This is a genomic window from Aquimarina sp. U1-2, assembly GCF_017897595.1.
Taxonomy (GTDB): domain Bacteria; phylum Bacteroidota; class Bacteroidia; order Flavobacteriales; family Flavobacteriaceae; genus Aquimarina.
In genome coordinates, this window is record NZ_JAGKIK010000002.1 from 61,511 (window position 1) to 79,337 (window position 17,827).

General features: G+C 33.6%; 14 protein-coding genes and 1 tRNA gene. 6 read left to right on the forward strand and 9 right to left on the reverse strand.

The annotated features are described in order from the left end of the window. Positions 1-32 precede the first annotated feature (32 nt). The gene (locus J8281_RS03080) at positions 33-446 is read left to right on the forward strand and encodes a response regulator (protein WP_210196132.1); all 414 of its coding nucleotides are present in this window, start codon (positions 33-35) and stop codon (positions 444-446) included. Between the two features lie 107 nt (positions 447-553). Here the strand turns inward: J8281_RS03080 and J8281_RS03085 are convergent, their stop codons facing one another. The 3 genes from J8281_RS03085 to J8281_RS03095 all read right to left on the reverse strand — a co-directional run bounded on the left by J8281_RS03085 (position 554) and on the right by J8281_RS03095 (position 3,871). After that, positions 554-1,312, reverse strand: coding sequence for a UDP-2,3-diacylglucosamine diphosphatase (locus tag J8281_RS03085; protein WP_210196133.1), 759 nt, complete (start codon positions 1,310-1,312; stop codon positions 554-556). Positions 1,313-1,344: 32 nt separating this feature from the next. Next, complete coding sequence (locus J8281_RS03090) at positions 1,345-1,800, reverse strand: 6-carboxytetrahydropterin synthase (RefSeq protein WP_210196134.1); 456 nt, start codon at positions 1,798-1,800, stop codon at positions 1,345-1,347. 739 nt (positions 1,801-2,539) lie between these two features. Then, entirely contained in the window at positions 2,540-3,871 is a 1,332-nt protein-coding gene (locus tag J8281_RS03095) for an MATE family efflux transporter (protein WP_210196135.1), read from the reverse strand. A gap of 479 nt (positions 3,872-4,350) precedes the next feature. On the opposite strand from J8281_RS03095, the gene J8281_RS03100 reads away from it, so the two are divergent. The 5 genes from J8281_RS03100 to J8281_RS03120 all read left to right on the forward strand — a co-directional run bounded on the left by J8281_RS03100 (position 4,351) and on the right by J8281_RS03120 (position 7,705). Beyond that, positions 4,351-5,151 carry a universal stress protein gene (locus tag J8281_RS03100; RefSeq protein ID WP_210196136.1) on the forward strand — a complete coding sequence of 267 codons (801 nt, stop codon included), beginning with the start codon at positions 4,351-4,353 and terminating at the stop codon, positions 5,149-5,151. Between the two features lie 7 nt (positions 5,152-5,158). Further along, positions 5,159-5,232, forward strand: a tRNA-Ala gene (locus J8281_RS03105). Positions 5,233-5,677: 445 nt separating this feature from the next. Next, positions 5,678-5,932, forward strand: coding sequence for an ABC transporter ATP-binding protein (locus tag J8281_RS19925; RefSeq protein ID WP_210196137.1), 255 nt, complete (start codon positions 5,678-5,680; stop codon positions 5,930-5,932). Positions 5,933-6,338: 406 nt separating this feature from the next. Beyond that, on the forward strand, positions 6,339-6,869 hold the full coding sequence (locus J8281_RS03115; protein ID WP_210196138.1) for a hypothetical protein: 531 nt from the start codon (positions 6,339-6,341) through the stop codon (positions 6,867-6,869). A gap of 2 nt (positions 6,870-6,871) precedes the next feature. Continuing rightward, entirely contained in the window at positions 6,872-7,705 is an 834-nt protein-coding gene (locus tag J8281_RS03120) for a tetratricopeptide repeat protein (protein WP_210196139.1), read from the forward strand. Positions 7,706-9,003: 1,298 nt separating this feature from the next. On the opposite strand, the gene J8281_RS03125 is transcribed toward J8281_RS03120, so the two are convergent. The 6 genes from J8281_RS03125 to J8281_RS03150 form a co-directional block, all read right to left on the reverse strand. Then, complete coding sequence (locus tag J8281_RS03125; RefSeq protein ID WP_210196140.1) at positions 9,004-9,615, reverse strand: type 1 periplasmic binding fold superfamily protein; 612 nt, start codon at positions 9,613-9,615, stop codon at positions 9,004-9,006. 11 nt (positions 9,616-9,626) lie between these two features. After that, positions 9,627-12,029, reverse strand: a complete 2,403-nt coding sequence (locus J8281_RS03130) for a TonB-dependent receptor domain-containing protein (protein ID WP_210196141.1) — start codon at positions 12,027-12,029, stop codon at positions 9,627-9,629. 79 nt (positions 12,030-12,108) lie between these two features. Next, positions 12,109-12,399 carry a hypothetical protein gene (locus J8281_RS03135; RefSeq protein WP_210196142.1) on the reverse strand — a complete coding sequence of 97 codons (291 nt, stop codon included), beginning with the start codon at positions 12,397-12,399 and terminating at the stop codon, positions 12,109-12,111. 54 nt (positions 12,400-12,453) lie between these two features. Beyond that, positions 12,454-13,299: a S9 family peptidase gene (locus J8281_RS03140; RefSeq protein ID WP_210196143.1), complete on the reverse strand. Its 846-nt coding sequence runs from the start codon at positions 13,297-13,299 to the stop codon at positions 12,454-12,456. A 2-nt stretch (positions 13,300-13,301) separates the two neighbouring features. Further along, positions 13,302-16,040: a PD-(D/E)XK nuclease family protein gene (locus tag J8281_RS03145; RefSeq protein WP_210196144.1), complete on the reverse strand. Its 2,739-nt coding sequence runs from the start codon at positions 16,038-16,040 to the stop codon at positions 13,302-13,304. A 301-nt stretch (positions 16,041-16,341) separates the two neighbouring features. After that, positions 16,342-17,754: an OmpA family protein gene (locus J8281_RS03150; protein ID WP_210196145.1), complete on the reverse strand. Its 1,413-nt coding sequence runs from the start codon at positions 17,752-17,754 to the stop codon at positions 16,342-16,344. Positions 17,755-17,827: the final 73 nt, after the last annotated feature.

The window sequence follows — 17,827 nt, forward strand, 5'->3', positions numbered from 1 at the left end:
GTTCAAAGAAAAACGCTCAAACCCCTTTTAGAATGAGTAGCACAATATCTTTGGCATGCATTATCGATGATGATACTATGTATGTAAGTTTGATAAGACGAATTATACTGGCCAAAAATCTTTGTCAAAATCTTATGGTTTTTCATAATGGAAAATCGGCCTTCGATTATTTTCAAGTGATGACCAGCAGTATAGACGAGAAAAACATTCCTGAAATTATTTTTTTGGATATAAATATGCCTGTTATGAATGGTTGGGAATTCTTAGAGCGGTATACCAGTATAGAGAATAAACTAAAAAAAGCAAGCGCACTCTATGTTGTGAGTTCTTCAATAAATCCTGTTGATATTAATAGAGCTAAAAACAACAACGCCGTAAAAGATTACATAGTAAAACCTGTTACTATTGCAGATCTAGAATCCATATTTTCTAGAAAACACAATTAGATGGTGTCTAGTAAATTAGATTAAAAAGTACTAGTCATTCGCAATACATTGCTCTTGGCACCGTACTAACTTGTTTCAACATTCGAAATAAGTCAGAAATTTTAGACCTAACCTGAAAATTTTTGAAGACGCATCTGTTGTCCATCAAAAACAGCATAGGTGTAATGTGTTATCCAATCCCCCAAATTGGTATAACGCGATTTGTTATTTAACTCAATTTCCATAGGTAAGTGCCTATGTCCAAATACAAAATGATCTCGATGTTTATCTTCAAGTTTTCTTTTGCAATACTGTACCAACCATTCTTTATCTTCTCCTAAAAAGGTAACGTCTTCTTCTCCAGAAATCAGTTTATTTTTTACTGAAAGATATTGAGCCAATTTCACACCAAGATCAGGATGCAACCACCGGTATAGCCATTTTGCTAACGGATTGGTAAACACCTTTTTCATTCGCTTATACCCTTTATCCCCAGGTCCTAAACCATCCCCATGACCAATAAAAAAGGTAGTATCGTTAAACGTGAATTCTTGAGGTTTGTGATATACAGGGATATTTAATTCTTCTTCAAAATAACCGTTCATCCAAAGATCATGATTACCTACAAAATAATAGACTGGAATTCCTGAATCTGTAATTTCGGCAAGTTTTCCTAAGGTTCTGGTAAACCCTTTTGGTACTACCGTCTTATATTCGAACCAAAAATCGAAAAGATCACCTAGTAAGAAAATAGCTGCGGCATCTTTCTGAATATCATGCAGCCACTTTACAAATTTTTGCTCTCTGGGAAAGCTTTCTTTTGTAGTAGGAGCCCCTAAGTGATTGTCGCTGGCAAAATATACTTTTTTCCCTTCCGGAAGGTTCATATGTTCTATTTGAAATGTAAAGATAAGAAAAGCTAATCAGGATTTTCACTGGCATACCATTCTGCATAAGAGGTTTCTGTTTCCTGAAGTTTAAGCGAATGTAAGGTAACATTTTTAGGCAACCTTGTTTTTATCTTTTCTGCAAAGTCGATGACCATGTTTTCACTAGTGGGTTGATAGGATACAAGAATTACATTATGCCCTCTGTTTTTTAACTCCATAGCCAATTCTACATGAGGTGTATTTTTATTAAACACTGTTGCATGGTCAAATACATCTTCAATTTCTTCTTTTACAATTTTTTTGAGATCCCCAAAATCGATAACCATGCCCCATTTAACATGAGAAGTATCTGTGATAGGAGTACCAATAACGGTAACACTTAATTTATAACTGTGACCATGAACATTTTTACATTTGCCATCGTACCCATAGAGGGCATGGCCGGTTTCAAAAGAAAATTGTTTGGTAATACGAATTTTACTCATTCTGAATACTATAATTTTTGCAAAGTTACGAAGATTACCATCTATATCTTCTATTTATAGAACTGGTTTAACCCGAATTATGTATTATAAAATTTAATACGTTTCAAAATACCTTTAAAACAAACGTTGCGCTGTATTTTTCAATGTCACCATAGCCCTTCGACTCCGTTCAGGGTAAACTGCTATGCTGAAACTTAGAAAACACTTGTTTTTTTGGCACCGCGAAAGGGGATTATACCTCGAGGCAGAGCCGTCTCGGGTATCCAATTTAAGACCACTTTGCTGTAAGCATCAAAAAACAAGATCATCTCTTATCCTGGCTCTTGGTTCTAAAAGTCTTTGATATTTAATTTAACATAAAAATCATCAATACTATATTTTAAAAACACTATTGTGCGAAGGTCTGTTTATTTTGTGTTAAAAACTTATTATAACTGCGCATTGTAGCATATCTATAAATAGGCGAACATATCCTATATTTGAACCTATGTTAGATCATTTCTTTGAAAAAAACGGGCTTAAAATAGGTGTAGTTTTGATGGTATCTTACATAGCACTCATGCTATTCGTTATACTATTTACACCGTAAAATTTACTGTTTTTAAGTTTAAAACATATATAAATCATCTCTTAACACTAATTCATCATGGGAAGAACTATTTTTATAAAATACCGACTAGAAATTGTAATGTTATCGGCCTATTTGGCCACGCTTTGGATTCTTATATCAATGCTTACTTCATAAAGATAAACGAACATATTTATTTCTAAATTTTATAATAAGCGTAATGCCTCTTAAAAACATCCATACCGAAATAGCAATCCACACACCGTGAAGTTGTAAATCGAAGTATCGGGCGATCCATAGTGTAGGGATAAAACCTAAAAGCGTTGATCCTAATAATACATTGCGTAAGTATCCTGTTTCTCCTAATCCTTTAAAAATCCCATCACCCACAAATGCTAATGCATTAATAGGCAACATCAAAACTACGATATAGAAAAAACCGGAAAAAATACTGAGTACTTCTTGGTCTTTTGAGAAAACAGATCCCAAAGTACCGGTAAACAATAGTCCTATACCGGCCAATACACAAGCTACCAAAACTCCATATACATTTACCTTTTTAGCCATAGCTACCAAGGTTTTAAAATCCCGGGCACCAAGAAGTCTTCCGCCCAAAATATTACCGGCACCGCCGTAACCATCGATGAAGAATGCAAAAAATAGCCAAAGTTGAACGGCTATACTATGGGCGGCTATGTATTTTGTGCCTAGTGTTGTAGCTTCTCTAACGGCTAATAGAAAAGTAACATTAAGAGCTAAAGATCGAATAAAAAGGTTACCACTCATGATAAGAAACCGTTTCATTTCTGGATGCCATAAGTTTTCTAAGCGTAAAGACACTTCAGTTTTTTTCAAGACCAAAACCAATGATAGTACCGCCATCAATATTTGTGAAAAAAGACTGGCCCATGCTGCGCCTTCCAGATGCATAGGAGCTAAAACTCCTTGTATGCCATAGACTAGCGCAAAATCTAATAAAATATTTACAAAAACACCGATTAAGGCGATAACCATAGGCCAAAATGTATTTTGAAGCCCTCTAAAAATTCCAAAAACAGCAAAAACAAAGAGTGATAAAGGAAAACCCCAGACTCGAATGCTATAATAAGAGATACAGTATTCTAGTACTTGGCCTTCTGCTTTTAATATCATAAAAATTTCTTTTATGAACGGTACTGTTACAATTAATATGGTAATGCTTAATCCTATATTAAAAAGTATGGCTTGTGCAGGTAGTGTTTTAATTTCTTCTAATCTTCCGGCCCCTAAGTATTGCGATACGATAGCTGAAATTACCGACCTTGTTTGCGCCAATACCCAGATAAGCATAGATAAAAATGACCCTACAATACCTACTGCGGCCAGAGAAGCGGTTCCTGTTACAGGTATATTACCTACAACTGCAGTATCTGTAGCTGATAAAATAGGCTCAGCTATACCCGAAATGATCGCAGGAACCGCCAATCGATTAATATTTCTGAAACTTATTACACTGCTCGTCATAGAAGTTGCTACTACTAAATTGGTAATTTCACTTTGTTAGGGCTTCTTAATGTATTCTCCTTTAGAGTTCTCTTACTAATTATACTGATTTATAGATGTGTAGTAAGGTTGAGGATGATATTTACATCTAATGAACTTATTTGGTGCATCATTCTTAAACCACTAACATCACAAAATTTTTTAAAATTCAAAAGTACTATCTTTATAATGTAGAACATAACATTCTTAGAAATTAATGAATATCCGTAATCAATCATATAGCACTGTCTCCTCGAGCGCAGTGGAGAGGTTGGTAAATCCAACGAGCTCTAAATCAGGTCTCGACTGCGCTCGACTAGACATTAAAGTTAATTTTATGATGTATAGCGGATATTCAATAAAAATTTTAAGAAAAGTAGCTTTCTATATACTGTTCATATAAGGTGCGAAATCATATAAAATTGTAATTTTGTAAGTTAGATCACAAATCGTAGTAAGTAATGAAGAATATATTGGTTCCTTTAGGATTATCAGACAACTCAATTACCTTAACCAGGATTCAATACGCCATAGATTTGGCAAAAGAAATGGGAGGAACAGTGTATGTAACACAAGTGTTTCAGCAATTGCCAAGATCTGGTAGTCTTCCCTCTGTAAATCAAACGTTAAAAGATATCACAGCAACTACTATTGAAGAACAAATAGCCACACTCGACAAAAAAGGTGTCAAGGTAATTGCACTTCCCCTTACAGGAGATTTACTTGAGGCTATTCCTAAATTTAATTTAGAGCATTCGATTAGTTTATTAGTCTTAGGCGCAGAAAGTGGGGGAGTAAAAGATCCATATTTTCTAGGGGAAACCTCTGGGAGTTTAGTCAAAAACACAGAAATCCCCGTATTGATCGTACCCGAAAATTTTACCTTTACGCCTATTCAAAAAGTTTTAATGGCGGTCAAATCGGGAAATGTAAAAAAGAAAAATGCTTTACTACCTATAAAAGAAATTTTAACTACATTTGAAGCCGAAATCAAGCTGCTTCAAGTAAAAACATTAGATTTTATTCCTGAAGATGCTGATATTAAAGAGGAACTGGCATCTATAATAACAGCTCATCAATCTTCAGAAAATGCAACTTTATTTCAAGGGGTTCTAGAACATCTTAATGAAAATCATCCAGATTTATTATGTGTTTTTAGACGGAAACGAGGTTTTTTTGCCAAGCTTTGGGAAGAAAATACGGTGCTAAAAAAGGATTTTGAAAGTAGGATCCCATTATTGATTTTACGAGGTTCTGATTAAAAAATACGGGGATGTAGCTCAGCTGGCTAGAGTGCTTGACTGGCAGTCAAGAGGTCGTGGGTTCGAGTCCCATCTTCTCCACTGATTACCAAAGAGTTGTGATAAAAAATATCATGGCTCTTTTTTGTTTGCATACTATTTGCATATTTTTGAGTCTAGTTTAGCAAAGAATTTTAGAAATTATTCTTTGTTTTTTTAATCTTTCAAATATAATTTGAAGTATAAAACTAAAATATTAGAAAGTGTAATGCCCTCAAGTTATAACTCGAATAAGCCTGGTTGAACAATCTGCCATTTAAAGTCATTTGCCCCTGAGTTATGATTACTCCAACAGGCCAAAAACTAGCCTTTCAAACATTATAATATTGATTACACTTTTCTTTAATATTTAATAGCCCTCAAATGTTTATAATTCTTTTGATAACTGATAAGGAAAGTATTCTGATGTAGACAAGGCTTTTACTAAATTAGTTCTTGAGTGGAAACGTCTGTTACGACCAAACAATTTCTTATACTTTAAATATTAATGCTCAAAAGACTGATAATAATTAACTCCGATATATACTCAAAGGCGGATATAGAACTTGATAACTGTAATTCTCTTCAAATTGTTGGACCGAATAATATTGGGAAAAGTACATTGATTTATGCTCTTAACTTTTTATTTATAATTGACGGTAGAGAAATGACATTTAGCGGGAATAGGATAGGAGATAAAACAACTTTCAATCATTATTTCCCATCTATAAATTCTAGTTTTATTGTTTTTGAGATTTTCTAAAATCGGTACTATTCTATTTTAGTAAAAAAGAATGCAGAAGGCAACCTAGATTACTATAAAATTGATAGTGAATATAAAGAAGAATTATACTTCACCAAAGATGTCAATGGGCTAAAATTAAGTAAATTCGATTCCTTATTATCTGAATTTACTATAAACGGAATAGAATACAGCAAATTCACAAACCGTAAAGATGTTTTTAATTTTATTTATCAGAAAGGCAAAAGGAATAGTGCGGTTGTCTGGTTAAATCAAAATGTAAACCAAGATGGTCGTGGAATAAGTAACAATTTTTCAAAAATCTGAAGTTCCCCCCAAAAATAGAACAGAGAGTTAAATTCAAAAATTAATAACTTTACTGTATTGTGAACTTACACTGAAAAACAAATTATAGATAAGTAAATTAATGAAAAATTATATTTTCACTTTAGTAATAATATGCATTTATTTAACGAATTGTACTTCCAAAAAAGAAAAAACGAAAGAAAAAACAAAAGAAAACAATAGCTCTTACGAAGTGGTGGATGAAATATCTTTTGATGAGACAAAAGATGACCCCAATTTCAAAGTATGTAATAATTATATATTTCAATATTTTAATAACTCTGATGGATTAGTATATGAAGGAGAAAAACCTATGCTAGACAAATTATTTTTTGACAAATACAATTCTGAAATAGTTGAAAAACAAAGTGGACTAATTAGGATTCGTTTTATCGTAAATTGTAAAGCTGAAACAGGTAGATTTAGATTGTTAGGTATGGACAACAATTATCAGGAGAAAGTTTTTGATGAAAATATTACATCTCAACTTTTAAACATTACTAAAGACCTTAGAGGCTGGGGAGTACAAACATATAAGGATATGAATATAGATTATTATCAATACATCATATTTGTAATTGAAAATGGAAAAATAACAAAAATTCTACCTTGACCATGAAAGCCATCCCTTTTTTATCGTTTTTGACTGTAAGCATCTCTTATTGCCAACTACCAAATTGTAATTTGTTTTTATCCAAAAAAGACACATTGCAATATAATGCTTGCAAATTTCTTGAAAAAAATGAGCATAAATATTATCAATTTGACAAACGTTATCATGATATATTTGATGAAGCTTTAAAGATTTGTCCTTTCTTCGCGTATGCATATAGAGAAAGAGCTGCTCCTTATATAAAAAGTGGGAATTTTTTAGTTTGGAAGCAAAATATGGATAAAGCAGTAAAGTATAATCCCGTAGTTTATCTGCCTGTAAGAGCTTCACTTCGATATAAATTTTTTGCTGATTATAAAGGAGCCTTAAAAGATATCGATTCATTAAGCACTATTATTTCTCATGACATTGGATATAGTTCTAATGGTACTTATCATTTAAATATTGTCAAAGGACTATGTTTAAAAGCTTTAGACAGAATTGATGAAGCTATTGAAATTATAACAAAACAAAGTGAAATTGAAGGAGATTTTTCTATGTACAATCACTTGCATCTTGGAGTTCTTTATATAGAAAAAAAAGACTACCATAAGGCGTTAACTTGTTTTGAAAAACAATATAGAGTTAACAACATAGCTGAAAACCACTATTATTCTGCAATCTGCTATAAAAATCTCAACAATCTTAATATGGCGCTAGCAAAATTAAATGAAGCACTAATCCTTTATAAATCAAAAAATAAAATGATTGACCCTTATAACGAATTATTTGATCAGATATACTTATCAGATATTAATAGAGAAATCGATTTAATTAAAAAAAGAATAAATAACTAAGGGAATCCTTGGAATTGATAATCGACCCTGAGTAATAAGACACTGTCCAATATTTTGTGTAAACAAATAAAAGCGAGTTTGACTTTTTATTACTTTTTTAATAGCCCTTGCCGTCAGCATACTTCATTTAGCGATACTAAATACCAGGATAAGATTGTATAAAGAAAATCGTTTTCCATCAAAATTCTAAATAGTACCTACGTAAACTAAACTACCTTAGGGCAAGCCTATGAGCATTTACATTTCGATTATTGAGTAAATTTTTCTGATCCTTTCTTAATAATGAAACATAGTGAATAACTGATTTTCTTTGCTCTACATCCTATCAATACGCAGTACTATTAAAAAAATGAAAAATAAAAAAGGAGTTTTTCATTCTAGGTTGTTCTATTAATACAGTCATTTAAATAAAGTTTTATGTTAAGTAAAAGAAGAGTATTTAAAGATAAAATGTTGGTAGGGGGTATATTTATCATCTCCTATTGTTTCTTTCTTACGTACTTTATCATTAGAGAATATTTGAATTTCATCTTTAACTGACTATAAACTACCAAGCATTTCCCCCAAAATATTTCTTTTAAGAAACCTCTTTGTATTGCGTTGGTACATAGAGGTTTTTTTAATTTGGAGTATTTCACATCTCATTACTACTAAATTTAGGTCAATTTGGTATAAAGCTTTTAGAACAGGAGTCAAATTAAAAGATAGTCTTGCTTTTTAATACTCACGATAAAGTAGTCTCAATTTTGATACCCTAACAACTATCTCGAGAATATGTTTATTTTCTACAAAAAACAACCCCCGGCTAACTACTTCCGGGGGTCTGAATTGAAACTTAATTGTATTTAACACAAACTCAACTTATACTAATTATGATAGTTTCAATTTTGTTTTTATAGGGTTGCTTTGGCTTTGCGAATATAAGCGCTATACGCATACTATTGTACATTAAATGCAATCGTAATCAATATTTAACAATGCCGTAATACCTTGATAAAATCATTAGTTTTAACACATTGAAAATCAAATTTCACTGATTTTTTCATACGTTTTATAAGGTAATTATTATCATATTCTGAATGTCTTTAGCTTCGCTTTTTATTTATTTTTTATTTCTGATCTCTTACTATCAAATTTTATGCCCAATCGGGCAACTATTTGGCAATAATTCTTTGACCATTTAATTTATAATCCCCCCAGAACGTATTCTGGGGGAATAACTATTGAAACAAACTAGAATAATACAAACTCAACTTATATCTCTAACATGAAGTTTCAATGATCTTTTTTAATTTAATTTATTGTACTACTATGTTTTCAAAGGTCCAGTCGATATCAGCTTCACCTCCCGCATTGGTATCATTACCACCTGCAACACCTTCAGCATCTTTATCCAACTCATGTAGTAATAGAACTCTTAAATCTCCAGTACCGGTAGCGTCGGTTGTAGTTAATGTAAAAGTGATGCCAACAGGTCGAGCATTAGTTCCTTCACAAGGTTCTTCGTTATAATCACACTCTTGATCTGTATATGCCGTGGTTATTCCCAAATCACTGGTCAAATAAAAGAATTGATGTTCGTCTGCCTCACCTTCAATCTCTTCGTTAACCCTTTCTACAGGATTTTCGGTAGTATTTAACAGCACTATCGATCCATTGTAGGTAGTGTTTGTTCTTAACTCTCCTTCTACATTCGATGTAGGTGATGTAGAACCTATATCACCATCTGGGTCCAGAAAATTAAGTGTCACAACGTTATTTGCATCGGTCGGGTTAATCAAGGTAACTGTCATTGTGGTAATTACCTCTGGATCGTTTGCTGGATTTGGGTCATCATCATCATCTGAACAGGAAGTTAAGAAAAGAGCTCCTATTAGAAATACGGTTAAAAATTTACTTAAGTTCATCATTGTTTAAAAAATTAATAGTTAATTGATATTCGTAATAAAATGTTTCTACCCAACTCGTCTGCAAAGTATCGTAGTCGATTGAGATAATTTCTATACCTTGTATTGAGCACATTATTTATAGTGAGCCCAATGTTGAGATCGTTCTTTTTGTTTACTTTAAAAAGCATGCTGGTATCAAAATTTAGTAGATGGTATGCATCTGGCGGAGTGTTAATCTCTAATTCGACTTCTTCGCCGGCATTTTGAGAAAACACAAAAATATTAGGTGGAAATTCATTTTGCCTAAATGTATACCGACTTTCTAATGAGGCTTGAAAATTGAACCAATCTTTACATAAAAAGGTAAGTTTATTCGTAACATTAGGTGCTGGCATATTGATTAAAGGAACATTACTATCATTCTCTTTCCCTTTAACTAAAGAAAAGTTATGATCGGTTTGCCAATACTTTGACCAGTTTGCGTACATTCTTGCATCAATTCCCAAAAGATAAGCATCGGTTTGTCGATATTCCCAAACAGGAAAAGAACCTCTTATAGTTGTTAGATCCCCTGTAGGTTCAAGGATGATAAAATCTTCTATGAAATTAGCGTAAGGCGAAATTTCCCATCCCCATTGCTCATTATTCTTCTGAAGCGATATCGAAAGTTTATGAGAAACTTCGCTATCAAATCTTATATTACCGATTTCTATTCTCGCAGCAGAGTGATGTAGACCATCACTAAACAATTCAGCTGGATTAGGGGCTCTTTGCGCCAACGCATAATTAGCTCTAAGCTGGTAGTGTTTCTTAAATGAATATTGTACTCCTATGGTCGAAGAGATGTTATGATAATCAAATATCGGATTTGTTAATAGCTGAGAGCCTGTTACTTCTCTATCAATGACAATATCAGCAAAATCATTTTCATACCCGCGTTCGTCCCATCGGCTTTGCAAATAGAATTTTTTGGCATCAATATATGTATAATCATATCGAATTCCTGCATCCAAAAGTAAGGATTCATTTATAGTAAACTCCCCTGTAAAAAAAGCTCCCATCTCGTATCTATCATAATCCGGAATTAAACGCCTTGCTCCAGTTTCTAAGGCGTCGGCAAAGTTATCTTGATATCTTAACAGAACCCCTGTTTTTAAGCTATAATTAGGCTTCGCATCAAATTCAAATTCTGAAGTAAACGTATGGGTAGTAAGCTCTAAATCTATACTGGGTCTTCTACTTCGTTCTTCAGTTCTTCTAATATCGAATTCAAACCGTTGATTATGTTGAAAATCATATTGAGTGGTCCATTTCCCTAATTCTTCAAACCTCTTATAATATTTTATTGTACCTAGATGATGAGTAACCTCTTGCTTCGGATTACTAATTTCATAAGTAAAATCTCTTATAATACGTGGTTGTCCTGTATTAATAGCTGCGATAAGACCGTCTGGATTGCCTATATGAGAAGCTGAAAGAACTGCAATTTCAGTATCGTAAAATGAATAAAACGCATCTAATCCATACTCAAATTTGTGTATTCCAAATGCAAAAGAGGCTCCTTTTTCATAAACTCCCGTATTTGAAAGTACATAATCAGGGGCTTCAAAATCTCCGAGCAATTTTAAACTTCCTTGTCCTCTAAGGTACCACCCGTTTTCATAACCCTTAGCAATTCGAGTAGTGGTGGCTGTTCCACGCCCATTAGACATTGCAGAAAATGTGGTTTTTCCAAATAAGGTATCTTTGGCTGGAACACGATTAGGTTTCATGATAATAATTCCTCCTATCGCATCACCACCGTATTGTAATGCCGAAGCCCCTTTAACTACGGTAATGCTTCCTGCCGTATTAATATCGATATTGGGAGCATGCTCATCACCCCATTCCATATCCTGCATCCTTACATTATTATTCATAATCAGGACCCTGCTACCACTTAATCCTTGAATAATTGGTTTTACAATGGTCGATCCGGTATTTAATGATGACACTCCGGGGATTTCTTTTAAAGCATCCCCAAGCGTTGCGCTACTATATTTTTCTATGGTATTTTGATCTAGAGTTGCTTCTTGGGCCGATGATGTTTCTGTTCTGTCTTTTCCTGTAATTTTTACTTCTTGTAATTCGTTTAAATGATGTTCTAAGTAAAAGTTTTTTGTTGATACTTTAGCGATATCCAAGGTAAACACCTGAGAATTACAATCCTCATGCGATACAGTAAAGGCATATGATAGTGCGCATAAGCCATCAATTGTATAATTACCATTACTATCTGTTACAATCATTTGATTATTAAATGTGATTGTTGCTCCTTCAAGTGGTACGCCATCATGAAAATCAATTACCCGGCCGGTAAGTGATTGCTCACAATCTTGTGCTGATAAAATGCGTACACTTATAAGAAACACTAAAATTAAAGTGAGTCCTTTCATGTATGTAACTACTAATATCTATCTAGACATACCTTTACTAAGTATGCTAGTATAAAAGATCATTGAGAAAATTTAGGAATTAGGCTGTAGGAGGCGCCTTATTAAAGAATAAATACTGAGTTGGAGAATCAAAATAATGTTGTTCATAAGAATTTCGAACTACATTAGAAGGAATTGTAATAATACTTGGAATCTCTATACTATCTACATTGAGATATCCATCATCTTTAGTATCTTCTGAAGTCATTTGACATAACTGGCAGTCAACATCATTGGCCTCATGATCGAAAACATGAAGATCAACGAATTGAATTAGGCTAAATATTGCCAGAAAAATTGTTGCTATGATAGGTCTTATGGACTTCATCATAACAAATAAACAAAAAAAACAACTAAAAAGTACACATTCACCAGTAGTTAATTGTTAAAATATTGCAAAACGAATCGATTTTGAGGTAATTACGTCGAGATGTTCGGGCAAAGTACTGATATCCCAAGGATGTTTTGCACCAAAAACATGATTCGCATTTTCTACCAAGAACAACTCACTTTCGGGATTCCAGGAATGCAGATTTTTACCCTCGGTCACGGGCACTGTTTGATCATTAGTGCCATGAATAATTAAGTGCGGTATGTTTATACGTTTTGTCGCTCTAGAGATAGTAAGCCGCTCTTCATTTTGAACAAAAGAAGTGTAAAATTCAAAGTAGTGTGGCATTTTTTGTTTCGTCCTTCCATTTTCAACATAATATACTCCGTTTTTCTTCCAAAAGTGAAATGCTTCCTTTTTCGGGAAACGATTTTTGTAATCTGAAACCGAAGCCCAGGTAATAATTTTGGTAATTCTTTCATCCTCGGCAGCTTTTATAGTTACTATGCCTCCGCCTCGAGAATGACCGATTAACGTAATTTGTGTAGGGTCTATTTCGTTGCTATAATCAAAATCTTGAGTAGATACCCAATCAATAATAGTTTCTAGGTCATCTAATTCTTTGATATAGGTGTTGTTTCCAAAAGCTTCAAGATCAGGAAAGTCTATAGGTTGCTTTGGGGTGCCACCATTGTGAGAAAAATTGAACTTAACAAAGAAAAAGTTTGCTTTTGCAAAAGCGGTTGCTACTAGATCCCAGGCTCCCCAGTCCTTAAATCCTTTGTAGCCATGGCAAAATATAACTATAGGTTTTTTGTGCGCATTTCGGTTAAAAAAAACATCTGTTATTATTGGTCTACGATGCCTTCCTTGTAAGATTATATTTTTAATAGTAGTCATAGTTAGCGAATCTCTTTTTCTATAAATGGAGTATTGGGATCAAAAATTTCTATAATCAGTGCTTTTAAATGAGCTTTAAACGTATCTAGTACCCCGGCAGTAACCTCGTGATCAGGTTGGCTACGTGTGTGTTCTTTGGTACCGAATTTGATAAAGCCTTCTTGTAAATTTTTAAATGAAATAATTCCTGCCTGGAAAGGATCGGTTGTATTATTTTCGGTATAGTACATTAACCCATAGGTTAAAACCTGTACGGCTTTGCTATATTTATAGTCTTTGGTAATGTCGCTCCAATCAGTAAATACAACATCGCTTCGGGTCACTTTACCGGTTTTATAATCTATAATCCGAAGTGTATTATCTAGAAGGTCTATTCGGTCAACTTTTCCCTTGATATATACCGGAAAATCAAATTCGGGAATATCAATTTGAGCTTTTAGGTTATTTTCTATGGATAGCATTTTTAATTGAGATCCGTTTTGTAGCAGCTTTTCTTCTAAGCTCAGAAAGTTATACACATATCGTTTCGCTACTTCAAAAATCAGGAGGTTTTTACCACTAGTAATATCTAGTGTCGAATACTCTTTTTTAAATTGTTTCTTTATTTCGTTGCCAATACTTTTTTTCATTTGCGCAAGATATTCCAAAGTAATAAGCTTATGCTCAAAAGGTTGATAAAATGTCTCTAGCGCGTTATGAATTACAGTTCCCAACGTATTGGCAGCTATTGTTTCTTCTACCTCTTGCATTTCTCTAATATCCAGAACATATTTATAGTAGAAATCTATCGGATTTCTTATGTATGTAGTAAGTGCAGATGGTGATAATCCATGCATGGCAAGTTGTTGCAGTTTTTGCAATACAGCAGTATTTTTTTTGATTTGTAAAGGTTGTTGCATCAATTGAGGGACTTCTGAAACAACAGTGTAGTGGTTTACTGTGTGTTTAGGTCTTTTATCGATATCGAGTTGAAATAAAAATCTACTTTTTTCACCACTTCCAATTCCTTCATTTTCGGTATTGTATACCAGATAAATGTTCTTAGCTCGTTGAATTAATCGATAAAAATGATACGTATAGATGGCATCCTTTTCTTTATATGTAGGTAGATTATACGCTCTTTTCAGATCATAAGGGATAAAAGAGTTTGCACTTTTTCCGGCAGGTAAAATACCCTCATTTACAGAACTGATAATAACCGTTTCAAAATCCAGGCAGCGTGACTCTAACATCCCCATAAATTGTAAACCTTGAAAGGGTTCTCCAGAAAAATCGAGTGATGCTGTATTTACTATTTCTTGATACACCATGTACAAAGCACTCATGGTTGTCATGTAGGGGTACGTACTATGAATGGTTGTTAGTTTATTAAATACTAAATGAAAATGATAGATATATTCTAACTCTAGTACGTTGTTTTTTGTATCAATATTCGCTTTAAGGTGATAGATGAGCTTTTTCAAATTGCTTAGTGCCGTAGTTACGTTTTTCCAAGGATGAAACAGTGCATGTAGTATTTCTTTCTTCTCTTTTTCTACCTGATCTTGTAATTTTTGTAACGATACATATACTATATTTTCTCTTCTAATAGCTAAAACTAATTCTCTGGCGGTTCGTCCTAATAACCTATTTGCAGGAAGAGTAGTTAAAATCTCTACTACTGCGTTAAAGTAGAGTTTATCTGGGTTTATATTTTTTTGCAGGTTAAATAGCATTTCAAAAAAACCAGAAGTAGGAACCTCTTTCAGAGGCAATCCCATAGTGATATTGATCGAATTGATAGTGTTAGGTAATGCGTTAAGCAAGGGTTGCATTAAACTTTCATCAGCCAAAACAAGCGCTGTATTTTCTATTTTCGATGCAGGAATTGCAGAAAGAATTTTGGATATAGACTTTGCTTGTCCCACATTTTTAGGCGCTCCAATAAGTTGGATTTTTTTTGTATCTGAAAATGTGTTATTTATCCATGTAAACGGGTGACTTTTGTAATATTCCCATTGATCTCTATAATTACGAAGAAATAAAGCTGCCTCATGATACTCGTTGTTCATAAAAAACTGATCACAATCCCAATAAACATCGGCGAATCCTGAAGCCAAAAATGCTTGAAATATAATCTGCTCTGCATTATTTAAGGCATTAAACCCAATAAGGATATGTCGTTTTTTAGATTTTTGAATGTACTTATGAATATCTTCAGAAGCTTTTCGATACAATAATCCTTGATATCCCATGTTTTTTGATATCAACTTATCTTTAAAACCTTCGTAATAATGTAATAAACTTTCCCAGAATAGAATGTAGTTTTGTATTAATTGTGTCTTTTCTTTTTGTAAATACCAGTGATTTAAATCTTGAATATTAGACAGGTAGGAGAAGAAACTTTTATGATCAATACAATACCTATCGATCTCATTAAAATCATTGATTAATGTTTGAGCCCAGTTACTAAACGTTTCGAAGCTCTCTTTTTCTAGATGTGAATGTACCTCTAGATAGGTTTCGTAGAACTCAAACAAAGCTTGAGTGTGCTCTATTTGTTCTAATCCTGAAACTTGTGTGATAAACTCTTCAATACTATAAATTTCGGGAACAAAGATGGTTTGGCCACTATATAAAGCAGCCATTTCTTTTTTAAGAAATAAGCCTGCTCTTTTACTGGGAACTAAAAAAACATGATCGCTTATTACTATATCTTTCGAATGTAATTCTTGTAGGACTTCTTTAAGAAAAGTTTTCAATGGCTAAACTATTAATAACACTTTATACCATTTCTGCTTTAAAATTACTCATTAAAACCTACCTACCTGGCGGATGGCAGTCAGGATTGCCTTTTTCCGTTTATACTTCAACATAAAAAGCAACCGTAGCTACGGCTATGATTGAGTTTTCTTTTTTTCTAAACAAAAATGACTGCTTTTTATTTGAGTAATTTTAAAGTAGAACTGGTATTACTTGGATCAGGTTCATTTCTTAAAAATAAAAAACGTCCCGATACTATCGGGACGTTTTATCAATTATTTGTTAAAAATTAACCTACAATTACTTTACTAAGTTAATCTCTACACGTCTGTTTTTAGCTCTACCAGCTCTAGTTTTGTTAGTAGCGATAGGTCTATCTTCTCCATAACCAACAGCAGATAATCTAAACTGATCGATACCATTCTCTACTAACCAGTTCTTTACAGAATTAGCTCTAGAGTCAGATAATCTTTGGTTCAATTTGTTACTACCAGAGCTATCAGTATGACCTTCTACTGTAAACTTAGCAGTTGGATATTCTTTTAAGATAGCGATAATATCATTAAGCACTTTAGTAGATTCTGCTTTGATAGTTGATTTACCTAAATCAAACAATACTTGTGCAGCGTACTCGTTAAGTGTTTTTTGTACTTCTTCAGTAACTTCAGGACAACCGTTGTTGGCAACAGTACCAGCTACATCTGGACAGTTATCATCTTTGTCTAATACTCCGTCTCCGTCTTTATCTTGGAAAGGACATCCATTATTTTCTGCAGGGCCAGACTCATTAGGACATTGATCTTTAGCATCAGTGATACCATCACCATCAGCATCAGGACATCCATTAAGTTCTGCTAAACCAGCTACAGTAGGACACTCATCTTTAGGATCAGCTACACCGTCACCATCAGTGTCAGGACATCCGTTAAATTCTGCAGTACCAGCAGTATCAGGACAATCGTCTTTAGCATCAGTAATACCATCACCGTCAGTATCAGGACATCCGTTAAATTCTTCTAAACCAGGAACATCTGGACACTCGTCATCTTTATCGTATACACCATCACCATCGGTATCTTTACCTCCGAAAGCAAAGGTAATTCCTGCAGAGTGTTGGAAATGTGTTGGAGGGTAACTAAAAGCTCTACCATTAGCACCTACGGCGTAGTCTTCGAATACGTGTTTGTATGTAGACTGCACGTTAAATGCTAAATTTTCGGTTAACCATAGATTGATTCCAATAGAACCATTTAAAGTTCCTACTCCTATTTCATCTAACCAAGTATAACCACCACCTACACCTAGGTAAGGGTCAAACCAACCGGTTTTTAAAACATTTTTAAGGCTGTAGCTAATTCTACCATCTGCAGCATAGTACGATAAATCATCTGCACTTACGTTAGTTCCATCTTCAGTCTCACCCAATTTATCAATTTTGTTAACCGATCCAGAAACGGTAAATGTAAAACCGTCTCCTATATATCTACCAACAGATAAAGTGGAAACAGAAGGAAGGATGTTCCAGTGGTCGCCAGCGTTAAAGTATTCGTCGAAAATTTCTCCTTGTACAGGTAGATCACCACCAGTAGGAAAGACATCAACGGCATTAACGCCTATAGAAACCGCCCAAGGATTGTTTTCATCTTGTGCATTCGAAGTACTAACCCCTAGTACTAGTAACGAAGCAACTAAAAATCTGCTAAGATGTTTCATATTCAATAATTTAATTTTTAAGTGTTAATTAGAGCAAATGTAATATGTTAAACATAACTGTCAAAGATAAATC